14 protein-coding genes are annotated in these 15,766 nt (G+C 74.3%); 5 read left to right on the forward strand and 9 right to left on the reverse strand.

Annotated elements, in window-relative coordinates; translation table 11 throughout:
• Positions 1-135: 135 nt before the first annotated feature.
• The 3 genes from ACPOLA_RS11455 to ACPOLA_RS11465 form a co-directional block, all read right to left on the reverse strand.
• Positions 136-1,506: a hypothetical protein gene (locus tag ACPOLA_RS11455; protein ID WP_435770564.1), complete on the reverse strand. Its 1,371-nt coding sequence runs from the start codon at positions 1,504-1,506 to the stop codon at positions 136-138.
• 36 nt (positions 1,507-1,542) lie between these two features.
• Positions 1,543-2,700: a hypothetical protein gene (locus ACPOLA_RS11460; RefSeq protein ID WP_435770565.1), complete on the reverse strand. Its 1,158-nt coding sequence runs from the start codon at positions 2,698-2,700 to the stop codon at positions 1,543-1,545.
• A 152-nt stretch (positions 2,701-2,852) separates the two neighbouring features.
• Positions 2,853-3,644: a PadR family transcriptional regulator gene (locus ACPOLA_RS11465; RefSeq protein WP_435770566.1), complete on the reverse strand. Its 792-nt coding sequence runs from the start codon at positions 3,642-3,644 to the stop codon at positions 2,853-2,855.
• A gap of 394 nt (positions 3,645-4,038) precedes the next feature.
• Here ACPOLA_RS11465 and ACPOLA_RS11470 point away from each other — a divergent pair, with 394 nt between their 5' ends.
• On the forward strand, positions 4,039-5,100 hold the full coding sequence (locus ACPOLA_RS11470) for a type IV toxin-antitoxin system AbiEi family antitoxin domain-containing protein (RefSeq protein ID WP_435770567.1): 1,062 nt from the start codon (positions 4,039-4,041) through the stop codon (positions 5,098-5,100).
• A gap of 208 nt (positions 5,101-5,308) precedes the next feature.
• On the opposite strand, the gene ACPOLA_RS11475 is transcribed toward ACPOLA_RS11470, so the two are convergent.
• The gene (locus ACPOLA_RS11475; RefSeq protein ID WP_435770568.1) at positions 5,309-7,387 is read right to left on the reverse strand and encodes a M3 family metallopeptidase; all 2,079 of its coding nucleotides are present in this window, start codon (positions 7,385-7,387) and stop codon (positions 5,309-5,311) included.
• 445 nt (positions 7,388-7,832) lie between these two features.
• Here ACPOLA_RS11475 and ACPOLA_RS11480 point away from each other — a divergent pair, with 445 nt between their 5' ends.
• The 3 genes from ACPOLA_RS11480 to ACPOLA_RS11490 are packed head-to-tail and all read left to right on the forward strand — an operon-like array spanning position 7,833 to position 10,248.
• A complete protein-coding gene (locus ACPOLA_RS11480) occupies positions 7,833-8,240 on the forward strand; it encodes a hypothetical protein (RefSeq protein WP_435770569.1) in 408 nt (135 codons plus the stop codon).
• Complete coding sequence (locus ACPOLA_RS11485; protein WP_435770570.1) at positions 8,241-8,993, forward strand: response regulator transcription factor; 753 nt, start codon at positions 8,241-8,243, stop codon at positions 8,991-8,993.
• On the forward strand, positions 8,986-10,248 hold the full coding sequence (locus ACPOLA_RS11490) for a sensor histidine kinase (RefSeq protein ID WP_435770571.1): 1,263 nt from the start codon (positions 8,986-8,988) through the stop codon (positions 10,246-10,248). Before ACPOLA_RS11485 ends, ACPOLA_RS11490 begins: the two co-directional genes overlap by 8 nt.
• Here ACPOLA_RS11490 and ACPOLA_RS11495 read toward each other — a convergent pair.
• Positions 10,238-11,470, reverse strand: coding sequence for an RNA polymerase sigma factor (locus tag ACPOLA_RS11495; RefSeq protein WP_435770572.1), 1,233 nt, complete (start codon positions 11,468-11,470; stop codon positions 10,238-10,240). The genes ACPOLA_RS11490 and ACPOLA_RS11495 overlap by 11 nt on opposite strands.
• A complete protein-coding gene (locus ACPOLA_RS11500) occupies positions 11,467-11,832 on the reverse strand; it encodes a YciI family protein (protein ID WP_435770573.1) in 366 nt (121 codons plus the stop codon). The genes ACPOLA_RS11495 and ACPOLA_RS11500 overlap by 4 nt, the downstream gene beginning before the upstream one ends.
• Before the next feature lie 126 nt (positions 11,833-11,958).
• On the opposite strand from ACPOLA_RS11500, the gene ACPOLA_RS11505 reads away from it, so the two are divergent.
• The gene (locus ACPOLA_RS11505) at positions 11,959-13,242 is read left to right on the forward strand and encodes an MFS transporter (protein WP_435770574.1); all 1,284 of its coding nucleotides are present in this window, start codon (positions 11,959-11,961) and stop codon (positions 13,240-13,242) included.
• On the opposite strand, the gene ACPOLA_RS11510 is transcribed toward ACPOLA_RS11505, so the two are convergent.
• The 3 genes from ACPOLA_RS11510 to ACPOLA_RS11520 form a co-directional block, all read right to left on the reverse strand.
• The gene (locus ACPOLA_RS11510) at positions 13,239-13,739 is read right to left on the reverse strand and encodes a mycothiol transferase (protein WP_435770575.1); all 501 of its coding nucleotides are present in this window, start codon (positions 13,737-13,739) and stop codon (positions 13,239-13,241) included. The two genes, ACPOLA_RS11505 and ACPOLA_RS11510, sit on opposite strands and share 4 nt — an antisense overlap.
• A gap of 85 nt (positions 13,740-13,824) precedes the next feature.
• Positions 13,825-15,057: a cytochrome P450 gene (locus ACPOLA_RS11515; RefSeq protein ID WP_435770576.1), complete on the reverse strand. Its 1,233-nt coding sequence runs from the start codon at positions 15,055-15,057 to the stop codon at positions 13,825-13,827.
• Positions 15,058-15,207: 150 nt separating this feature from the next.
• Positions 15,208-15,741, reverse strand: coding sequence for a Dps family protein (locus ACPOLA_RS11520; protein ID WP_435770577.1), 534 nt, complete (start codon positions 15,739-15,741; stop codon positions 15,208-15,210).
• Positions 15,742-15,766 lie beyond the last annotated feature (25 nt).

Genomic DNA, 15,766 nt, shown 5'->3' on the forward strand with positions numbered 1-15,766 from the left:
GGGCGTTAGCGTGGGACACGAAGGCCTCCGGTTGTGAGATGCGAATGCTTGGTCGCTTCACACCTCACCCGGAGGTCTTCGTCATCGTCCAGCAGGCACGCCGTACCTAACGTCCGTGGTGAGTACATCTAGGGATCAGGCTGAGCGGCGCGCGCGCAGGCGCCACAGCCCGCCCGCCAGGCAGGCGATGCTCACCACACCCAGTCCCAGGCCGGCCCAGCGGCGGCCGTCGAGCCACGCCTCGTCCTCGCCGGGGAGCACCGGGCTGCCCGACGCGACGGCGGAGAAGGTGCCGTCGGCGACGAGGTAGGGCTCCTCCGGCGAGTACCCCTTCGGCCCCGCTCCGCCACCGGGCGCGAGCACGGCCTCCCGGTAGGCCGGCTCCCCCTCGACCTCCCCGGTCACGGCGACCGCCAGCTCGACCGGCACGTCGACCGGCTCCCGCTCGGCCGACTCGTCCGGGGCGGGAACGACGACCGAGACCCAGTGGTCGCCGGGCAGCACGGGCAGCAGGTCGTCGTACCGGTTGAGGTAGCGCAGGGGCTGGCTGCCGACGGCCAGGACGTCGGCCTCCTCGCCGTAGCTGCCGTCGGCGGCGAGGTCGTCGGCTCCGGCCTCGTAGCCGAACGTCGACCGCCCGGGCTCCACGAGCCGCACCGCCACCGGCACGCCGCAGCAGCCCGTCTGCTCGACGATCGCCGGATCGGCCGCCGGGAGCGAGGCGCGTACGACGACCCGCTGGCCCCACTGGACCGGGACCCGCCACAGCTGCTCCGACCCCTCCTCGAGCGAGGTGCTCATCAGCATGCCGTGGCTGCCCGGATCGATCGTCGGGGCGTCGTCGAACGAGGGGGCACCCGGCAGCTCGGCGGCCTCACCACCCGGCTCGGGGGCGTCGAACCCGACCTCGTCGTCGGGCGGCTCCGGGAGCTCCGCGGCCCCGGACACCGGCGCCTCCTCGACCACCTTGATCGCGATCGGCATCTCGCTGTCGTTGGTGCCGGAGCCGCGGCTGACCACGAGCTGGATCACCGGCGCGCTGGCGCAGGCGCTGGCCGTGTCACCCGGCTGGTCGCCGCCCACGGCGACCTGCGCGCCGATCACGGCGTTCGGGAAGTTGTAGCTGGTCGAGCGGTCGGCGGTGCCGCAGCCGGTGATGCCATCGTCGCCCAGCACCCCCGCCTCTACGTGCAGCTGGTCGCTGTCGGGGGTCCGGGGCGCCGCGACCACGCCGACGTGGACGGTGCTGTTCTCGATCCGCCGCTCGTAGGTGAAGTGGTGCTGGTTGCGGGTCAGCGAGCCGCCGAGCGTGTCGGCCCACAGCCCGGGCGCGAGCTCGGTGGGGTCCGCCACGTCGGTGCTGCCCGTGCCTCCCGGCAGCGGCTGGCCGCCGAGGTCGACCGGCTGCGGCGCGGGCGCCGCCGCGGCGCCGTACGACGTCGTGGCGGTCAGCCAGCACAGCGCGACCGCGCTGGCGAGCACGACGGGGAGGCGGCCGGGGGACACGCGCGGCAGCCTAGCCGTGGCCCGGCGCACCCCCGGTCAGCGACCGGTGAGTCGCCGCTTGGCCTTGCTGGCGAGCACCCGCAGCGCCTCACGGCCACCGATCTCGTCGGCAGCACCCTCGCGGCTCGCGGCCCGCCGGTTGCCGCGCCGCGCGGCGTCCTTGCGCGCCTGGGCGACGGCGCTCTTCTCGTGCAGGTGCGCGGAGCGGACCATCTCGTGGAGGAGTGCGGCCGCGTCGGCGATCGGGATGACTCGAGGAGTCTCCACCACGTCGGGCGCCGGCCGGCTCGACACGGTCAGCGGCTCCAGGTCGCCGACGATGTTGATCCCGAGCCCGAGCAGACCGCGGTTGATCTCGTGGGCGACCTCCGACGCCGCCTCGACCGCCCACCGCGGGGTGCGGATCGGCTCCTCGCCGGTCAACAGGTGGGTGTCCCGCCGCAGCATGTTGAGCGCCGCACCACGGATCTGATCCACCTCGCCCTTCCGGCCCAGCCCCTCGCGCCGGCGGATCGCGTAGAACTGACGGATCATCTCGGCGACCGGGTGGGCGAGTGACGCGTTGGACTCCCCCGGCCCGGGCACCAGGATCCCCTCGGGCAGCGCGGTGAGCTGCTCGAAGACGCGCAGCACGAAGTCGCGCGGCTGACCCGCCAGCGACACGGCCGTGACGTTCTCCGGACCCACGATCTCGGCCCAGCGCGCCGCAATGGTGTCGAACCGGGTGCGGAACCAGAAGGCCGCGTCGGCGAGGTTGCCGGCGTCGTCGGGCTTGAGGATCGCCTCGAGCCACTCGACGTAGGAGCGGCGGCCGCCGCCGGCAACCGACTGCCACCAGTTGGAGGACAGCAGGTCGGCAGGCGGGCGCATGGTGAGCACGACGTGGACCCGGTCACGGCCGAGCGCTTCCACGACGGCCGCTGCCGCGTGCCGGTCGGCGCGGGCGAAGGCCTCGCTGCTGATCACGGTACGCGGGCTGCCGGCGGACTCGATCTCCTCGAGCAGCTTGTGCCACCGGTCGAGCGGTCCGTCCGGCCGCTCGGGGCTCAGGGTGAGCGCCTGGTTGGCGGCCGTCCACGGCTGCCGGCCCCCGCCGGGGTAGTGGACGCCGTGGCCGGCGAGCACGGCGCGATTGTGGTGGAAGGCGCTCTGCAGCGCCGTGGTGCCGGTCTTGCCCGGTCCGACGTGAAGCACGCGGGTCCCCTCGGGCAGCGGATCGGGCACAGCTTCCTCCAGGACGTCGACGCCTCGCCAGCAGCCGCGACGCGGGTCGCGGGTCCCGCCGAAGGTATCAGCGAGACCCGCGCACGCCGTCAGGCGGCACCTCGATGCCGCTCGGTCGGGGGTCAGTCCTGCTGACCCTCGCGGTCCTCGGGAGCGGGCCCGTCGGCGAGGATGCCGTAGAGCCCGCGGCGCGCCTCGACCAGCACCTCCACCGCCGCCCGCCGCTGGCTCTCCGACCCAGCGGTCACGATCTGCCAGATCGCGCTCATCACCTGTCCGATCTCGGATTTGATGTCGGCGTGGTGGGCGTGGTGGTCGCCGTGACCAGCCTGGTGAGCGTCGTCCCCTCGGCGGCCGGTCCCGTCGCCCGGCTCTCGGCCGCGGTCGAACGGCGCCCAGACCGCCGCCAGCTCGCCGGCATGCTCGGCGCACCAGGCGTGGCCGTCGTCGGTCAGCCGCAGCGCCCGGCGCCCGCGCTCCTCGTCGAGCTCGACAAGACCCTCGTCCTGAAGCTGCTGGACGGTGGGGTAGACCGAGCCGGGGCTGGGCTTCCACGCCCCGCCGCTGCGCTCGGTGATCTGCTGGATCACCTGGTAGCCGTTGGGCGACTCCTCCCGCTCCGCGGCCGTGCGGAGCACGTCGAGGATCGCCGCCCGGACGTCGCCCCGCCGCGCGCGGGGCCCGCGCACCGGCTCGGGACGGCCGAGGCCGAAGAGCCCGGCCAGCCACGGCGGCGGCACGCTGCCACCGCCCCGGGGGTGCCCGCCCCGCGGCGGCTCCCCCCACTGTCCCCAGCCGCCCCAGGGGCCGCCCGGCCCCCACGGCCCCCCGCGGTGCTGCCGCCGCCTCCCCCCGCGCGGCTCCCCCCGCCCCCACGGGTCGCCGTCGTCGTACCGCTCGTAGTCGTGTCCCATCGGGACCTCCTTCGCTTGGTCTGTGGTATCGCGACCGTTCGGACGAGTGTCGCGATATATCGCCACCGTACGTCGGGGCGGTGGCTGGCGCAAGCCGCTTGTAACTCGGTGTTCGGTCGTCCACCACGGGGCTGTGACCGGTCCTGAGACCGTGGTAGATGATGGTTCGCCCGGGCAGAGGACGTAACACCGAGTTACATGACGACCGGCGCCCACGCCCACCCCACCGCCGTCCCCGCGGCGTCCAGCCCACGCCGTCCAGCCCGCCCCGTCCAGCCGCCGTCCAGCCGCCGTCCAGCCGCCGGACGCCGGCCGGCCCCAGCCACCGCGGCCCTCCACAACCGCGCTCGGCACCTCTTGGCAGGGCGGGCCGCGGGCGGCACGGTACGACGCCATGACTCCCCGCGTCCTGGCCGTCATCGCCGAGCAGGGCGGCCTGATCCGCCGTGAGCACCTGCTCGACCTCGGCGTCAGCCCCTCCGAGATCCGCCGACTCCGCACGGCCGGCGAGCTGGTCTCCGTGCGGCGCGGGGCCTACACCACCGGCGAGCTGTGGGAGGCGCTGGACGACCACGTGGGCCGCCCGCGGCTGCGCGCCCGCGCCGCGGTGCTGATGATGCGGCGTGGCTGGGTGCTGAGCCACGACTCCTCAGCCCTCGAGCAGGAGATGCCGATCCTGCGTCCGCGCGAGCCGCTGGTCCACATCACCAGGCCGGGCTTCACCAACGCCTGGACCGAGTACGGCGTCCGCCACCACCTGGCCCGGTTCTCCGAACGACAGGTGGTGGAGGTCAACGGCCTCCGGGCCCTCGACCTCGCCCGCACCGCGGTGGACATCGCCCGCGAACGCGGGGTCGTGGACGGCGTCGTGGCCTGCGATGCGGCCATGCAGCGGGGCGTGACGCGCGCGGAGCTCGAGGCGGCGTACGCCGTGATGGCGAACTGGCCGGGCGTCCGGGCCGCTCGCGAGGCCGTCGCCCTCGCCGATGACGGCGCGGAGTCGGTGCACGAGTCGCTCACCCGGCTGCTGGTGCTGGAGGCGGGCATCGGGACGCCCGAGACCCAGTTCCCGGTGCGCACGGCGGAGGGCGTGAAGTGGTGCGACCTCCGGGTGGGCAACCACATCGTGGAGGCCGATGGCCGGGTCAAGCTGGTCCCCGTCGCCGACGGCGGTGTCGCGTCGGCGCCGGCGCACGAGGTCGCCTGGGAGGAGCGCAAGCGCGAGCGGCTGGTCCGCGACGAGCGGCTCGGCGTCTCGCGCGTCTACTGGGAGGACCACTGGGGCGCCCGTCGCCGCGCTGCGATCGACCGGTTGCGCGCGGATGCGGCCGACACCGCGGCGCGGTACGGCACCGAGCTCGACGAGCGCCTGGCGCGCGAGGCAGCGCTGATCCGCAGGGAGTACGGCGACCGCCGGGGCGGCCGGCGCTCCGGGCGCCGACTCGGGCCGGCCTAGCCACGTCGCGTCGGGGCAGCCGGCGCCGGGACCGGGCCTCGGCGCGTCGAGGCGCGGGGCGAGGCGTCGGGGCGCCGGGGCACGGGCCGCCCGGAACCAGCTACCACGGTGCAACGGCATCTGCCACGGTCTCAGAACCGGTCACAGCACCGTGGCAGAGGACCGAACACCGAGTTACAAGCGCCGCCGCGCCGCCGCCCCACGCCCCTCACCGCGCCAGCCAGGCGGCGTAGGCGTCGAACGAGAACGGCCGGCCGAGGAAGCTCTCGACGAGGGTGGCTGCGTCGGCGGAGCCGCCGGGGACGAGCACCCGGTCGCGGTAGCGGGCGGCGGTCCGCAGCTGCTCCGGCGCGAAGAGGTCGCCGGACCCGTCGGCTTCGAAGGCGCTGAACAGGTCCTTGGCGATGACCAGCGACCACATGTAGGTGTAGTAGCCGGAGCTGTAGCCGCCGAGGTGGCCGAAGCTGGCGAACATGTGGGTGCCGGGCAGGTACGGCAGCGCGGCGTACCGACCCTGCAGCTCGATCATCCGCTCGGTGAGGTCGGGGACGTCCGCGGCGGCCCGGTCGGCGTGGAACCAGTAGGACATCGCGGCGTAGAACATCTGGGTGCGGACGTAGATGCCCTTGCCGTAGTCGTCCGCCTCGCGCATCGCCTCGACGAGCGCCGCGGGGATCGGCTCGCCCTCGTCGTCGGTGGCGAAGGTCCGCAGCACCTCGGGGCGCCAGGCCCATTCCTCGAGCATCTGGCTGGGCGCCTCCACGAAGTCCCACTCGGTCGCGACGCCGGCGAACCGGAACCACTCCCCGTGCCCGGCGAGCACGTGGTGCAGCAGGTGGCCGAACTCGTGGAAGAGGGTGACCACGTGGTCGTGCTCCATCAGGCCGCGCGAGAAGTTGCAGACCAGCACGCCCTCGGGCAGCTGCACGCCCGCGACCCCGTCGGTCAGCGTGAACTGCGCGGCGTGCTTGTACTTGCCCTCGCGCGGGTGGAGGTCGAGATAGATCCGGCCCAACCGGTCCCCACCACCCGGTCCACCGCCCGGCCCACCATTCGGCCCACCGCCCGGCCCACCACCCGGCCCCTCCGCCGCGTCGACGCGGAACACGTCGTACGCCGTGACCTCCTCGTGCCACACCGGCACGTCCACCTCCTCGTAGCGGAGGCCGAACAGCCGGCCGGTCACGTCGAGCAGGCCCTGCCGCACCTTGGGGAAGGCGAAGTAGGTGCGCACCCGCTGCGCGTCCACCCGGTGCTGCTCGGCGCGCACCAGCTCTGCGTAGTGGAAGTAGTCGTAGCCGGGGACCTCGACGGCGTCGGGGAAGTCCTCGCGGTAGCGCTCGAGCAGCTGGGCGAGGTCGCGCCGCATCGGCGCCTCGGCGGCGGCGGCGATCCGGTCGATGAACTCCGGGATGCGCCGCGACGGCTCCTCCCGACCGACCCCCGACCCCGCACCCGACCCAACACCAGGCCCGCTGCCGATCATCTTCACGTCGACGTCGTACGACGGCCAGTCGGGGTAGCCGACGGTGGTCGCGAGCTCGTGCCGCAGGGCGAAGAGCTCCTCCAGCAGCGGCTCGGTGGCCGGCCAGCCGCGCTCGAGGAACGCGACGGTGATGGCACGGCGCAGCTCCTGGTCGCGCGCGAACATCCGCACGGGCACCGCGTCGGGATAGTCGGTGGTCACGGTCACCAGGCCGTCGTCGTCGGCCGGGTGGGCGGCCAGCCAGTCCTCCGGGAGGCCGGCGAGCTGCTCGGGCCGGACGCGGACGGTGCGCACGTCGTCGCGGACCACGCGGCTGAACTCCTGGTCGAGCTCGGTGATCCGCCGGCGGACCGCGCTGATCCGCTCGCGCGTGGCGTCGTCGCGGTCGACCCCGGACCGCCGGAAGTCGGCACGGACCTTGGCCAGCAGCCGCGCGGCGAGCGGGTCGCCGGCGACGTCGTCGTCGGCGATGCCCGCGAAGACGTCGTACAACTCCCGGTCCAGGCTCCACTGCGTCCCGGTGCGCTGCGCCTCCTGCTCGGCGTGGTCCGCGACGTCGCGCACCTCCTCGGACGGGTGCACGTTGCCCAGCAGCGACCCGAGCGCCGCGGCGTTGCCGAGATGACCCGAGGCCCGGTCCCAGGCGCGGAGGGTGTCGACCGCGTCGGCGCCCGGACCCGACCGCAGCTCGGCGACCAGTGCCTCCGCGCGGGCCAGCTCGTCCGCGGCCCGGTCGCGGACCCAGGCGGTCCACTCGTCCCAGTCGTCGGCGGCGGGCAGCGACAGCGGGTCCGGCGTCATGGCGACCACAGTACGAACCGACGGCCGCTGCGGCGACCGCGTTGCTGCCCGCCGCGCGGTCGGGGGCCCGGGACGGGACGGTGGCAAACCGTTCCGAGATGTGGCGGTCGCGAGGAGATCGCGTCGATCTCGTGTGGAGCGCGGATTGGGAGTGTTGAGCCATCGGGAGACAGCCCGCACCACGACCAGGAACACAACCAAGGAGCAGCACCGTCGACAGCTCGCCGAAGGTGCTCTCGTCGGTCGCCGACCTCGTGGTCAGGAAGGTCTGATCGACGTCCTGGTCGCCCCGAACGCGCTGCTGAGCATCATCAGCCGCTCGCAGCGTTCGGACCCGGCTCTCGACCGTCACTGGGGGGTGCGGTCGGGGGCCGGGTTCCTCCTACCACCCGGCAGGGGTTCGCCGCCCCTGTCACGAGACCGGCGCGCCGGACAAGGAGTTCTGATGACACCGCACACCTGGGCGTCCCGTGGCGCCGCCGCGGCCATGGTCGGCCTCGCCGCCCTCCAGCTCGCACGGGCGGGCGTCGGCCCGGCCGCCCCGCACCCGGACGCCTCTGCCGTGGCCTTCGGGTGCGCCACCCTGCTGGCGGCCATCGCGTTGTGGCGGGTGAGCTGCTTCGAGACCCGGCTCGTGGCCGCGGCGACCGTGGGCGCGCAGCTCGGCGCGCTGGCGCTCGCGGGCACCGTCGGCCTGCCCGGCGGTCCACGCGAGGACTTCGCGCCCCTGGTCGGCGAGGCGCTGCTGCTGCCCACAGCCGCGCTGTGGCTGCTCGCGGTCGACCGGCGGCTCCGGCAACTCAGCTCGTCCGCCTCCCGCCTCCCGGCTGTGCCCTCGCCCTATGCTCGGTGAGTGGTCGTGCGCCTGCTGATCGTCGAGGACGACGACGCCATCGCCGCTCCGCTCGTGCGGGCCGTGCAGCGGGAGGGGTACGACGTCCACCGCGTGGCGACGGGCAGCGAGGCGATCGACCACGTGGCCGCCGGTGCGACCGACCTGGTGCTGCTCGACCTGGGCCTTCCGGACCTGGACGGCCTCGACGTGTGCCGTCGGCTTCGCAGCGACGGCTACGCGGGCGGCATCCTGATCCTGACCGCCCGGGCGGGCGAGCTCGACCGCGTCGTCGGCCTCGACGTCGGCGCGGACGACTACCTCGCCAAGCCGTTCAGCCTGTCCGAGCTGCTCGCCCGCATCCGGGCGCTGCTGCGCCGGTCCGCTCGTGCCGGCGGCACCGATCTGGCACCGGCGACCGGCCACGAGCCGCCCGCGACCGCGACCACGGCCGGAGCACCCGAAGCCGGCTCGGGCGCCCGCCTCCGGGTGGACCGCGCGGCACGCCGGGCCTGGGTGGGCGGCGCGGAGCTGCCGCTGACGGCGAAGGAGTTCGACGTGCTGGTGCTGCTCGAAGCGCAGCGCGGGGCCGTGGTGACGCGGGAGACACTGATGGCCGAGGTCTGGGACGAGAACTGGTTCGGCTCGACCAAGACGCTCGACGCCACCGTGGGGCGCCTGCGGCAGAAGCTGCAGGACGGCGGCGCGCCGGTCGTCCTCGGCAACGTCCGCGGCGTCGGGTTCCGCCTGGAGGACGCGCCGGCCGATGCGTGAGCGCCTCGTCCTCGCGTTCGTGGGTCTCACGGTCGCGGTCATCGGGCTGTACGGCGTACCGCGCGCCTACGTCCTCGCCGACCGGGTGGAGCACGAGCAGCAGTCCGCGCTCGACGGCATCGCGGACACGCTCGCCGCGCTGGCGGACGAGCGGCGCGCCGCGGGCGGGACGGTCGACGAGCAGCTGCTCGGCCACGGGCTGGTCGCGGCCGACCACGTCGAGCTCACCCGGCCCGGGGGCGACGTCGTGACCGCCGGCGACCCGGCGGCCGCCCCGCGCGGCGGGCTCGCGGAGACCCGCGTGCTCGATGACGGGAGCACGCTGCGACTCAGCATCGCCGACAGCACGGTCAGTGACAGCGTCCGCGAGGCGATCACGCCGTTGGTGGTGATCGGCCTGGTGCTCGCCGCCGCCGCGGGACTGCTGGGGTTCGCCCTCGCCCGGCGCCTCTCGCGCCCGTTCCAGGACCTCGCCGAGGCCGCCCGGTCGCTCGGCTACGGCCGGTTCGACATCCACGTGCCGCCGTACTCCGTGCCCGAGGCCGAGGCGATCGGTGCGTCGCTGCGAGGCGCGGCGGCGCAGCTCGACCTGCTGGTCCGCCGCGAGCGGGAGTTCGCCGTGAACGCCTCCCACCAGCTGCGTACTCCGATCACGGCGCTTCGGCTGGGCCTGGAGGATCTCGCCATGTGGCCGGACACCTCGTCGGCAGCGCGGGAGGAGCTCGGCAGGGCGCTCGGCGAGCTCGACCGGCTCAGCGCCGCCATCGACGAGCTGCTCGACCTGGCCCGCGGACGGCGCCTCGGCGAGCACACCGACCTGGACCTCGCCGCGTTGGTCGCGGCGTGCGTCCGGCGCTGGGAGCGCGCCGTCGCGGAGCTCGACCGGCGGGTCGAGGTGCACGCCGAGGGCGCCGTACCGGCCCGGCTGCCCACCGGCCCCGTGGAGCAGGTGCTCGACGTGCTGCTCGACAACGCCCGGCTGCACGGCAGCGGGACGATCACCGTCCACACCCGCGACGCCGGCACCCACCTGGAGGTCGCGGTCCAGGACGAGGGCGCCGCCGAGCTGGGTGCGGACGTCTTCCACCGCGGCGTCAGCACCCGGGCCGCAGGTGAGCTGACCAGCGGGATCGGCCTGGCCGTGGCCGCGGAGCTGGCCGAGGTCGCCGGCGGCCACCTCTCGGTCGACGACTCCGCACCGACGACCCGGTTCGTGCTGTGGCTGCCGCGCCCGGACCGCGCGGTCAGCGAGTGACCAGCTCGCCCCGCCGCCGCTCGAGGTAGGCCCGCTCGGCGACGTTGGCCGTCGCGGCCAGCGCGGCGTCGTACGCCTCGCGGGCCTCGGCGCTGCGCCCGAGGCGGCGCAGGAGCTCGGCGCGCGTCGCGTGCCAGGGGTGGTACGACGCCAGCGGCAGCCGCTCCACGATCGCGAGCGCGACGTCGGGCCCGTCGAGCTCGGCGACGGCGACCGCCCGGTTGAGCGCGACGACGGGGGACGGGTCGATCGCGGCCAGCTGGTCGTAGAGCGCCACCACCTGCGACCAGTCGGTGTCGGCGGCGGACGGGGCGTCGGTGTGCACGGCGTTGATCGCGGCCAGCAGCTGGTAGCGGCCGGGCCGGTTGACGGCGAGGCACCGCCGCACGAGGTGGTGCCCTTCGGCGATCAGCTCGGCGTCCCAGCCGGCCCGGTCCTGCTCGGAGAGCGGCACCAGCTCGCCGCGGCGCACGCGGGCCTCGCGACGCGCCTCGGTGAGCAGCAGCAGGGCGAGCAGCCCGGTGGTCTCCATGTCGTCGGGCAGCAGGGCATGGAGGACGCGCGCCAGCCGGATCGCCTCCGTCGTGAGCTCGGTGCGCACCGGCGCCCCCTCGCCGGAGGCGAGGTAGCCCTCGTTGAACACCAGCATCAGCACGGCCAGCACGGTGGCGACCCGATCGGGCAGCTCCTCGGCCTCCGGCACCCGGTAGGGGATCCGCGCCGCCTTGATCTTCGCCTTCGCGCGGGTGATCCGCTGGGCCATCGTCGTCTCCTGCACCAGGAAGGCGCTGGCGATCTCGGCCACGGTCAGACCGCCCAGCAGCCGCAGCGTCAGGGCGATCCGGGCCTCGGGCGCCAGGGCCGGGTGGCAGCAGGTGAAGATCAGCCGCAGCCGGTCGTCCTCGATGGGGCCGATCGGGACATGGGGTGTGGGGTCGTGGATCATCACCGCCGCCTGGTGCTTGTCGTCGCGCTTCTGCTCGCGCCGGATGCGGTCGATCGCCCGGTTGGCCGCGGTGGTGGTCAGCCACGCACCCGGGTTGGGGGGCACGCCGGACTCCGGCCACTTCTCCAGCGCGGTGACGAGCGCCTCCCCCGCCGCGTCCTCGGCGAGGTCGATGTCGCCGAACCGGCGGACCAGGGAGGCGATCAGCCGGCCGTGCTCCTCGCGGAAGACCCGCTCGACCTCCGCCGCGGCCGGCTCGTCCTGCGGCCGGGTCACGCGTCGGCGGGCGGCTCTGGCTGGAACGGCCGCACCTCGACCTTGCCCTGGCACGCCCGGGACCCCTCGGTCGCCCAGCGCAGGGCGGCGTCGAGGTCGGGGGCCTCGATCACCCAGAACCCGCCGATGTGCTCCTTGGTCTCCAGGTACGGGCCGTCGGTGAGCACCGGCGTCTCGCCCGTGCCGTCGACCACCGTCGCCGTCTCGGCACCCTCGAGCCCGCCGCCGAAGACCCAGGCGCCCTCGTCCTGGAGCCGCTGGTTGAACCTCTCGACCGCGGCGAACATCTCCGGCCACTGCTCCTCGGGGACCTTGGCGTACTCCTCCTCGTTGCCGTGGACGGACAGCAGGTACTGGGTCATGGCTTCTCCTCGTCTCTGGGCGGCCACTCCGACCGCCCGGTCACCCTCTCCACGATCGGGCGTGCACGGATACGACAGGTGCTGCGTGGAATTCTGAGCGCACCGCGGTGTCCGTAGCATCCTCGCGTGAGTCTCCGCGGGATGCTGGCCGACACCCGGCCGTTGCGGAACCCGCACTTCCGCCGCCTGTGGGTGGCGAACATCATCACCGTCGTCGGCGCCCAGCTGACCGTCGTCGCGGTGCCGGCGCAGATCTACTCGATCACCGGATCCTCGGCCTACGTCGGCCTGACCGGCGTCTTCGGACTGGTGCCCCTGGTGGTCTTCGGCCTGTGGGGCGGCGCGCTGGCCGACCACTTCGACCGCCGTACCATCCTGGTCGTCACGACGGTCGGGCTGATCGGCACCGCGGTCCTGTTCTGGGCGCAGGCGGCCGTCGGCCTCGACAACGTGTGGGTGCTGCTGGGGCTGTTCGCCGTGCAGCAGGCGTTCTTCGCCGTCAACCAGCCCACCCGGTGGGCGGCGCTGCCGCGGCTGCTCGACGACGAGGACCTGCCCGCCGCCAACGCGCTGAACACCACGGTGATGCAGGCCGGCGCCATCGCGGGGCCGCTGGTCGCCGGCGTGCTGATCCCGTTCGTCGGCTACTCCTGGCTCTACCTCATCGACTCCCTGACCCTGCTCGCCACACTGTCCGCGGTCGTCCGGCTGCCCCGGCTCCCGGTCGAGGGCGTGACCGGCACCCCGGGCCTGCGGTCGGTGTTCGCAGGCCTCGCCTACCTGCGGACGCAGCCGGTGCTGCTGATGTCGTTCGTCGTGGACCTGATCGCGATGGTCTTCGGGATGCCGCGGGCGCTGTTCCCGGAGATCGCCCACGAGAGCTTCCTCGGTCCCGAGGAGGGCGGCCTGGCGTTCGCCCTGCTCTTCGCGGGGATCCCAGCCGGCGCGGTGGTCGGCGGCGTCTTCTCCGGCTGGGTGTCGCGGGTGGAGGCCCACGGTCGCGCCGTCGTCGCCTCGATCCTGGTCTGGGGACTGGCCATGATCGGCTTCGGCGCCGCCGTCGGGCTGGCCGACGCGCTCCCCGGCTCGGCGCGCGGGTGGCTGGTCGTCGCCGTGCTGATGCTGGTGGTCGGCGGCGCGGCCGACATGGCGTCCGCGGCGTTCCGGATGTCGATGCTGCAGAGCGCCGCCTCCGACGAGGTCCGGGGCCGGCTCCAGGGCATCTTCATCGTCGTCGTCGCCGGCGGCCCTCGTGTGGCCGACGTGACGCATGGCGCCGCCGCGGTCGTGGTCGGTACGGCGGCCGCGGCCGCCGGCGGTGGCGTGCTCGTGGTGGTGGGGACCGTCGCCGCGGCGCTGCTGGTGCCGTCGTTCGTGCGCTACCGGGTGGCCGCGGCGGGACGCGCCTAGGTCAGCAGGCCGCGGAGGTAGGCCGCCTGACCGACGTGCTGGGTGCAGTCGTTGACGACGCTGACCAGCCGGACGCCGAGCGTGACCGGCGGGTCCCACCGGGTGTCCACCACGCGGTTGAGGTCGTCGGGGCCCACCGTGCGCAGGAACGCGACCGTGGCCTCGTGGGTGGCCCGCTGGTAGTCGAGCAGCAGGTCGGCCGGGGCCTTCACCATGCCCACCTGCTCGCTGGTGTGGCCGTAGCCGATGTCGCCGGTGTCGAGCGGCAGCCCGAACCGGTCGGCGTACCCCTGCTCGGTCCAGACCTGGGCCGTGCCGGCGACGTCGGCGACGTGGTCGTCCTGGACCCGGGTGAGGTGCCACACCAGCCATCCCACCGGGTTGGCGTCGGCGCGCGGCCGGGTGGTGAGCGCGGCAGGGGGCAGGCCGTCGAGCAGGTGCTCCACGTCGTCGCGCACCCGCTGGAAGGAGTCGACGAGGAGGTCGGCAGGGGTCATGCTGCCGAACGTACGGCGCCGCACCGACATCCGGCTCGACGGTGGGCCGGTGGGCGGCTGCCGGCGGACGGCCGCGGGCGCCGGCTCAGCGGACGGTGATCGGCACCGCCAGCGGGCGGCGTACGAACGGGCCCGGCGCCCAGGTGATCTGGTCGGGTTCCAGCTCCCAGCGAGGGATCCGGGTGACCAGCTCCTGCAGCGCGATGGTCGACTGCATCCGTGCCGCGGCAGCCCCCAGGCAGTGGTGGTGCCCCTGGCTGAAGGTCAGGATCTGCGTCGGCCGGCGGCGGACGTCGAGCTCGTCGGCGTCCGGGCCGTACTTGCGCGGGTCGCGGTTGGCCGCGGCGTAGAGGAGCAGGACCCGGCGGCCCTGCGGCACCACCCGACCGTGCAGCGCGACCTCGCGGGTCGTCGTGCGGGCCAGGCCCTGCACGGGCGAGGTCAGCCGCAGCAGCTCCTCCACCGCGTCCGGCACCAGTCCGGGGTCCTCGACCAGGAGGCGGCGCTGGTCGGGTCGCCGCGCGAGCAGCTCCAGGGAGCCGCCGAGCAGGCCCGTCGTGGTGTCGTTGCCGCCGGTGATCATGGTGAACACGAAGCCGAGGATGGCCAGCACGTCGGTGCGCGCCTCCTCCTCGTCGGCGGCGGCGACGAGGTGGGACACCGTGTCCTCTGCCCGCTCGCCCCGCGCCTGCTCGGCACGGCGCCGGTCGACGAGGGCGGTGAAGTAGGCCATCAGCTCCATCGTGGCGCTGGCCGCGCCACCCATCGCCTCGGCGGGCCCACCCTCGGCGTTGGCGGCCACGATGGCGTCGGTCCACGCGTCGAACCGGTCGCGGTCGGCGGCCGGCACGCCGAGGTAGTGGGCCACCACCATGCTCGGCAGCGGCTTGAACAGCTCGGCCACGACGTCGCCGCCGCCGGCCTCCCGGAGCCGCTCGACCCGCTCGACCACGAAGGCCCGCACCGCCGGCTCCAGCTCCCGCACCTGTCGCGGGGTGAAGCCGCGGGCGACGAGCCGCCGGAACGCGGTGTGCACCGGCGGGTCGGTCATCACGAACGGCGGGTTGTCGGCCAGCCCGATCCGCTCGAGGTCGTCGTACGCCGTGGTGAGGCCGTGGGCGCTGCTGAAGGTCTCGGTGTCGACGGCGGCCGCGAGCACGTCGGCGTGCCGGCTCAGGACGTAGTAGTCGTCCTGGGGTCGGCGCGGTGGCACGACGTGGTGGACCGGGTCGTGCTCGCGCAGGGCGGCGTACGACGGCCACGGGTCGCGCCAGGCGTCACCACCGCCGGGGACGTAGCGGACGGCGAGATCGGGCACCGCGCCAGCATGGAACACGTTCCACCCCGCCGTCGAGTCCCACGCGTCACATCACCCGGCCGGAACTTGCACCTCTCGGCCGTTGCACTGGCCGTGAAGTGCAGGAATCACCGGTCCACCGGTGATTCCCTGCACCCGCCCGGGCCACCCTCAGGCCTGCACCGCCACCGGCACCGAGCTGCCCACGGTGCGGTTCTCCGCGTCGACCATCCAGGCGAGCTGCTCGATGCGCTCGATGATGGTGTGCAGGAGGTCGGCGGTGGTGGGATCGGCCGCGTCGACGTCGTCGTGGATGCGGCGGGCGGTGCCGCTCACCGCGTAGAGCGAGGCGACGATCCGGTCGACCGCCTCGCGGGTGTCGACCTCGCCGGTCGGGAACGGCGGCAGGCTGGTCTGCGCGGCGATCCGGGCGGCGCTGCCGTCGGGGACGACGTAGACGGCGCGCATCCGCTCGGCGACCTCGTCGGAGAAGTCGCGGGCGGCATCGACGATCTCGTCCAGCTGCAGGTGCAGGTCGCGGAAGTTGGGGCCGACGATGTTCCAGTGCGCCTGCTTGCCCTGGAGCGCGAGGTCGCTGAGGTCGACCAGCAGCTGCTGGAGGTGGCCGGCGAGCTGCTCGTCGGCCTGGAAGGCCGGGTGCGAGACGTGCTTGTCGTGCTGGTGACGGGTCGCGGTGGTCGACATGGGGGATGCTCCCTTCGCTCGGTTG

Origin of the sequence: Nocardioides proteolyticus (assembly GCF_051280635.3) — a bacterium.
GTDB lineage: Bacteria > Actinomycetota > Actinomycetes > Propionibacteriales > Nocardioidaceae > Nocardioides.